Below are 6,901 nucleotides of genomic sequence, written 5' to 3'. Positions count from 1 at the left end.
GGGAGTCCTGGGGGACTCCAGGCGCCGGGCCGTCGGCGTCCCACGAGCCCGCCCCGCCCCGGTCCCAGACCCCGCGAGCCCGGTCCGCCCCGCACGGCGGATTCACTCCCACGGGTGACATGTGCGGCGGCGACGTACTCTGGAGACCCCCGGCCCGCACCGCGTGTCGGGTGGTTCGCGTTGCCCGCCCCGGACTCGGCCGACCACTCGTCCCGAGTCCGGTCAGTCATCAGCCCCTGTCATCCCGGACGGAAAGCCCCCCCATGAGCCTGCACGGTCTGCTCGACGCCGTCGTCAAGGACGCCGCACTCGCGGAAGCGATCAAGGCGGCCACGGACGGCAACCGGACGCACGTCGATCTGGTCGGCCCCCCGGCGGCCCGCCCCTTCGCCGTCGCCGCGCTGGCCCGCGAGAGCGGCCGCCCGGTGCTGGCGGTGACGGCGACCGGCCGTGAGGCGGAGGACCTCACGGCGGCCCTGCGGACGCTGCTGCCCCCGGACGGCGTCGTGGACTACCCGGCGTGGGAGACGCTCCCGCACGAGCGGCTGAGCCCCCGCAGCGACACCGTGGGCCGCCGCCTCGCCGTGCTGCGCAGGCTGGCCCACCCCCGCCCCGACGACCCCGAGACCGGCCCGGTCTCCGTCGTCGTGGCACCCGTGCGCTCCGTGCTCCAGCCGCAGGTGAAGGGCCTGGGCGACCTGGAGCCGGTCGCGCTGCGGAGCGGGCAGACCGCCGACCTGAACGAGATCGTCGACGCCCTCGCCGCCGCCGCGTACGCCCGCGTGGAGCTGGTCGAGAAGCGCGGCGAGTTCGCCGTACGGGGCGGGATCCTCGACGTCTTCCCGCCCACCGAGGAACACCCCCTGCGCATCGAGTTCTGGGGCGACGACGTCGAGGAGATCCGCTACTTCAAGGTCGCCGACCAGCGCTCCCTCGAAGTCGCCGAGCACGGCCTGTGGGCCCCGCCCTGCCGTGAGCTGCTGCTCACCGACGACGTGCGCGCCCGCGCCCGTGCCCTCGCCGAGGAGCACCCCGAGCTCGGCGAGCTGCTCGGCAAGATCGCCGAGGGCATCGCCGTGGAGGGAATGGAGTCGCTCGCACCGGTCCTCGTCGACGACATGGAGCTGCTGCTCGACGTGCTGCCGAAGGGCTCCATGGCCGTCGTGTGCGACCCGGAGCGGGTGCGCACGCGTGCCGCGGACCTCGTGGCGACCTCGCAGGAGTTCCTCCAGGCGTCCTGGGCGGCCACCGCGGGCGGCGGCGAGGCGCCCATCGACGTCGGCGCGGCGTCCCTGTGGTCCATCGCGGACGTCCGTGACCGGGCGCGCGAGCTGGACATGATGTGGTGGTCGGTGTCGCCGTTCGCCGCCGACGAGGAACTGGACGCGGCCACCCTCAAGCTCGGCATGCACGCCCCGGAGACCTATCGCGGCGACACCGCCAAGGCGCTCGCCGACACCAAGGGCTGGCTCGCCGACGGCTGGCGCACGGTATACGTCACGGAGGGCCACGGCCCGGCCGCCCGCACCGTCGAGGTGCTCGGCGGCGAGGGCATCGCGGCCCGGCTGGACACGGACCTGGGCGACATCTCCCCGTCCCTGGTGCACGTGGCGTGCGGCTCGATCGACCACGGCTTCGTCGACCCGGCACTCCGGCTCGCCGTGCTCACCGAGACCGACCTGTCGGGCCAGAAGGCCGCCGGACGCGACGGCCAGCGCATGCCCGCCCGCCGCCGCAAGACCATCGACCCGCTCACCCTGGAGGCGGGCGACTACATCGTCCACGAGCAGCACGGCGTGGGCCGCTACATCGAGATGGTGCAGCGCACCGTGCAGGGCGCGACCCGTGAGTACCTGGTCGTGGAGTACGCCCCCGCCAAGCGCGGCCAGCCCGGCGACCGTCTCTACATCCCCACCGACCAGCTGGAGCAGATCACCAAGTACGTCGGCGGCGAGGCGCCCACGCTGCACCGCCTGGGCGGCGCGGACTGGACGAAGACCAAGGCGCGCGCGAAGAAGGCCGTCAAGGAGATCGCGGCCGACCTGATCAAGCTCTACAGCGCGCGGATGGCGGCGCCCGGGCACGCGTTCGGCACGGACAGCCCCTGGCAGCGCGAGCTGGAGGACGCGTTCCCCTACGCGGAGACGCCGGATCAGCTGACGACCATCGCCGAGGTCAAGGACGACATGGAGAAGTCCATCCCGATGGACCGTCTGATCTGCGGCGACGTCGGCTACGGCAAGACGGAGATCGCGGTCAGGGCCGCCTTCAAGGCCGTGCAGGACAGCAAACAGGTGGCGGTCCTCGTGCCGACGACGCTGCTGGTGCAGCAGCACTTCGGGACGTTCAGCGAGCGGTACGCGCAGTTCCCGGTGAGCGTGAAGGCGCTGTCCCGGTTCCAGACGGACACCGAGGCGAAGGCGGTTCTGGAGGGACTGCGGGAGGGCTCGGTGGACGTCGTCATCGGCACGCACCGCCTGTTCTCCTCGGAGACGAAGTTCAAGGACCTGGGGCTCGTCATCGTCGACGAGGAGCAGCGGTTCGGCGTCGAGCACAAGGAGCAGCTCAAGAAGCTGCGCGCCAACGTCGACGTGCTGACGATGTCCGCCACCCCGATCCCGCGCACCCTGGAGATGGCGGTCACCGGCATCCGCGAGATGTCGACGATCACCACCCCGCCGGAGGAACGGCACCCGGTGCTGACCTTCGTCGGCCCCTACGAGGAGCGCCAGATCGGCGCGGCCATCCGCCGTGAACTGCTGCGTGAGGGCCAGGTCTTCTACATCCACAACCGGGTCGAGTCCATCGACCGCGCGGCGGCCCGGCTGCGCGAGATCGTCCCCGAGGCGCGGATCGCCACCGCGCACGGGCAGATGTCGGAGACGGCGCTGGAGCAGGTCGTCGTCGACTTCTGGGAGAAGAAGTTCGACGTGCTGGTGTCGACGACGATCGTCGAGTCCGGCATCGACATCTCCAACGCGAACACGCTGATCGTCGAACGAGGGGACACCTTCGGCCTGTCGCAGCTGCACCAGCTGCGCGGGCGGGTGGGGCGTGGACGCGAGCGCGGGTACGCGTACTTCCTGTACCCGCCGGAGAAGCCGCTGACCGAGACCGCCCACGAGCGGCTCGCCACCATCGCCCAGCACACCGAGATGGGCGCGGGCATGTACGTGGCCATGAAGGACCTGGAGATCCGCGGCGCCGGAAACCTCCTCGGGGGCGAGCAGTCGGGCCACATCGCGGGCGTCGGCTTCGACCTGTACGTCCGGATGGTCGGCGAGGCCGTCGCGGACTACCGGCGGCAGCTGGAGACCGGCGGGATCGAGGAGGAGCCGCCGCTCGAGGTCAAGATCGAGCTGCCGGTCGACGCCCACGTCCCGCACGACTACGCGCCGGGCGAGCGGCTGCGTCTCCAGGCCTACCGCGCGATCGCCTCCGCCAACTCCGAGGAGGACGTCAAGGCCGTACGGGAGGAACTCACCGACCGGTACGGCAAGTTGCCCGAGCCGGTGGAGAACCTGCTCCTGGTGGCCGGTCTGCGGATGCTCGCGCGCGCGTGCGGCGTGGGCGAGATCGTGCTCCAGGGGAACAACATCCGGTTCGCGCCGGTGGAGTTGCGCGAGTCCCAGGAGCTGCGGGTCAAGCGGCTCTACCCGGGGACGGTCATCAAGCCGGCGGTGCACCAGGTGCTGGTGCCGCGTCCGAAGACGGCGAAGGTCGGCGGGAAGCCGTTGGTCGGGCGGGAGTTGCTGGGCTGGGTCGGCGAGTTCCTGGCGTCGGTCCTCGGCTCGTAGGTCCTCGCCGAGCAGGCCCTCGGCTCGTAGGGGGCGCCGGTCCCGCGGTGCCCGTACCACGCACCTGGAGCCGTCCGCGGTCGTGGTGATCCGCGGACGGCTCTGCGTCCAGGTGGTTCAGCGGCCGGCCGGCGGGGCCCGCGCCCCTCGCTCGGCCCGGTCGCCTCAGTGGGACTTCGGGCCTACGGACGGTCGGGCCTGTCGTGGTCCATGCCGAACCTGCCCTCGATGTTCTGCTGGGCGGAGTCGACCTGTTCCTCGTACTTGTTGCCCGTGCGTTCGTTGGCCTTCTTCTCCGCGGCGTCGGACATGTTCTTCGCCTTGTCCTGCGCCGCCTTGTTCTTGAACCTGTCGAAGATGCCCATCCAGAGCTCCTTCCGGAGTGACTCAGAACCGACGATACGCCCGACTTGTGAGGTATGCAGAGTTGGGCACCGTATGGTCTGGACCTCTCGGGCGCTACCGTTGCGGCAGGCACAACCGCCCGTGCCCGGGCGAACGGAGCAGGCGAGGGGGAGGGCGCACCGTGATGCGTCTCAGGGGTGGGGCCGCGGCCGCCGCCGTGGTGATGTTCGCCGTGGCCGGCTGCACGGAGCGGACCACCGGCACCGACGGCCCTGGGGGGACGGCGGGAGGTGGAGGTGCGGCCCTCACGGCCGCGCGGTCGCTGCCCGTGAAGGGGCGGGCGCCCAGGACGGGTTACGACCGGGACCGGTTCGGCTCGCCCTGGGCCGACACCGACTCCAACAGTTGCGGCACCCGCGTTATCTCTATGGTTCGCGCTGTGGTGGGGCTGTTCTCGCAGCGTATGCAGGGTGTGGTCGCCTGTGCGTAGTGAGAGGCACATGAGCCACAGGCCGCTGTGTACGCGCGGGAAGAGGGTCGTCCTTACGGTCACCGTTGCCGTCACGCTCGTTGCAGGCTGTGATGGTTTGGAGCCGGGCGGAAGCTCCGCGGGATCCGGACCGGACGCCGCTGCCGGGCGGGCGGCGAGCCCGCTGACGAATACGGACGGAACGAAGCCGGGGCTCGGGGCGCTCGCGTCGGAGGCGGACAAGGCGAACGCGCGCAAGCTCGTCGACAAACTCACAGTCAAGGGGCGTGGGCCGAAGACGGGCTACGAACGGGACAGGTTCGGCTATGCGTGGATGGACACCGCAGATGGGGTGCCGCTGGCGAGGAACGGTTGTGACACCCGGAACGACTTGCTGAAACTTCATGGACACGACGTCGAGTTCCGTAGGGGTTCCGACTGCGTGGTCGTGTCGATGGACCTGTACGACCCCTACACCGGCAAGGACATCGCTTGGAAGAAGGCCAAGGCCACCGAGGTACAGATAGACCACGTGGTGCCGTTGTCGTACGCCTGGCAGATGGGTGCCTCGCGTTGGAGCAGGGAGAAGCGGCAGCGGCTGGCCAACGACGTGCTGAATCTTCTGCCGGTCTCGGGCTCCACGAACTCCGCCAAACGCGACTCCGGTCCGGCGTCCTGGCTACCGCCGAACAAGTCGGTCCGGTGCTCGTACGCAGTGCGGTTCGCCCAGGTGGCCCTCAAGTACGACCTCGCGGTGACGGCGGCGGACAGGGCGACGATGTTGAAGCAGTGCCAGGGCTGACAGCATCCCCATGGCTGTCCCGGCCTCGGCGTTGCGGGTTCTCTCTCGGACGTGGTGGCTAAGGTGCGCTGTTATGGACGCTGCCGATCTCGACCGTCAGGCCCGGACCTTGTCCGGGTGTATTCCTCCACTCCTGGTCTCCCGGCTTCTTGAGATCGGCCACAGTGATGAGGTGGAGGCCCAAGCCCGTCGCGGGGAATGGTTCTGCGCGCGGGCCTGGGCGCAACTGCTCAGTGACCAGGGTCGGCAAGCCGAGGCGCTGGAGGTGCTTTCTCCGTACGTTGCCACTGGCTGGTGGTCGGCAGCACGGACCCAGGCGGAGCTGCTGGAGAGCTGGGGGCGGGCAGAGGAAGCGATTGCGCTGGCCCTGCCGTACGCGAGCACGGGAGGGCTCCCGTCGGAGTATTACGCGCGCCTGCTGGCGCGGCACGGTCGTACGGACGAGGCAGTTACTCGGCTGAGCGCAGGAATTGAGGACCGGCTTCTTGCCGCCGCTCTGGTCGACGTCGCCGAGGGAGCAGGCCGGGACGAAGACATCGCCGCGCTGCTGGCTGCCCGTATCCCGGACCAGCACCGCTGTGACAGTCCATGGTGCTGCCACGGTATCGACCCCGACGACGCCATCGGGCTTCTTGCCACGATCCGCGAACGCCAGGGCCGCGTCGACGAAGCGATCACCCTGCTGCGCACCCGGCACATCACCTCGGTCAACAACCGGGATCAGCTGGCCGACCTGCTGGTGAGACACGGTCGGATCGAGGAACTGCGCGCGTACGCGGTGACCGATCGTCTCGGTCACGCCGCGCAGCGTCTGGCTGAGGCACTGGAGGAGTGCGGTGACGTGGAAGGCGCGATCGCCGTGTACCGGCAGTCGGGCGACTCGCAGGACTTCCGGTGCCACGGCACGGTGCGACTGGCGGAGCTCCTGGCACGGCATGGCCGAGGGGGCGAAGCGGTCGATGTGATGCGAGTCCTGGCCGAGGCCCACGACGGGGACGACTGGATCCTGCATACGTGGTCCAACCTGTGTCTCGCACAGGGCCGCCCCGAGGACGGCCTGGCGCACCTCGACGCCCTCGCCGCCGCCCGCGGGGGTGAGGAGGACTGGGACCTGTACTGGATACGATTGCCGCTCATCGCCGCTCGCGACGGCGTCGATGCAGCGGTCGCACAGGCCTGCTCCCACCCCGAGGGATCCACCTCATACGCGGCGCCGCACATCGCCGAGCTGCTCGTCGGCGCCGGACGCCCCGAGGAAGCTGTTGCCGTTCTCGAACAGCACGCCCCCAAGAACAGCAATGAACTTGCCCGCCACCTCATCGACCTGGGGCGCATCAACGACGCCGTCGCACTCCTTCAGCAGCGTGATTCCGAGCCGGTCTCACCTGTCCGGACCGGGTCGTTCTTCAACGATCCCCCATTCTGATTCCACCTCTCACGGCTGCCCGGCAGACAAGACTCAAGCCGGACAGCCGCAGGTCGTGGTGG

4 protein-coding genes and 1 pseudogene are annotated in these 6,901 nt (G+C 70.1%); 4 read left to right on the top strand and 1 reads right to left on the bottom strand.

The features are described 5' to 3' along the window. Window positions 1-263 precede the first annotated feature (263 nt). Window positions 264-3,797, top strand: a complete 3,534-nt coding sequence (mfd, locus tag AB0O67_RS16510) for a transcription-repair coupling factor (RefSeq protein ID WP_365450529.1) — start codon at window positions 264-266, stop codon at window positions 3,795-3,797. Window positions 3,798-3,979: 182 nt separating this feature from the next. On the opposite strand, the gene AB0O67_RS16505 is transcribed toward mfd, so the two are convergent. Continuing rightward, the gene (locus tag AB0O67_RS16505) at window positions 3,980-4,162 is read right to left on the bottom strand and encodes an antitoxin (protein WP_365450527.1); all 183 of its coding nucleotides are present in this window, start codon (window positions 4,160-4,162) and stop codon (window positions 3,980-3,982) included. A 161-nt stretch (window positions 4,163-4,323) separates the two neighbouring features. Here AB0O67_RS16505 and AB0O67_RS16500 point away from each other — a divergent pair. The 3 genes and pseudogenes from AB0O67_RS16500 to AB0O67_RS16490 form a co-directional block, all read left to right on the top strand. Then, window positions 4,324-4,560: pseudogene (locus AB0O67_RS16500) on the top strand (hypothetical protein); the annotation flags it as partial. Between the two features lie 82 nt (window positions 4,561-4,642). Next, window positions 4,643-5,413 carry an HNH endonuclease family protein gene (locus tag AB0O67_RS16495; protein WP_365450524.1) on the top strand — a complete coding sequence of 257 codons (771 nt, stop codon included), beginning with the start codon at window positions 4,643-4,645 and terminating at the stop codon, window positions 5,411-5,413. Between the two features lie 73 nt (window positions 5,414-5,486). Then, window positions 5,487-6,839 (top strand): hypothetical protein, encoded by a 1,353-nt coding sequence (locus AB0O67_RS16490; RefSeq protein WP_365450522.1) that lies wholly within the window; start codon window positions 5,487-5,489, stop codon window positions 6,837-6,839. Window positions 6,840-6,901 lie beyond the last annotated feature (62 nt).

This window comes from Streptomyces sp. NPDC086077, assembly GCF_040686175.1.
Taxonomy (GTDB): Bacteria; Actinomycetota; Actinomycetes; order Streptomycetales; family Streptomycetaceae; genus Streptomyces.
Note: the sequence above shows the minus strand (reverse complement) of the source record. Positions and strands in the feature narration are given on the sequence as shown.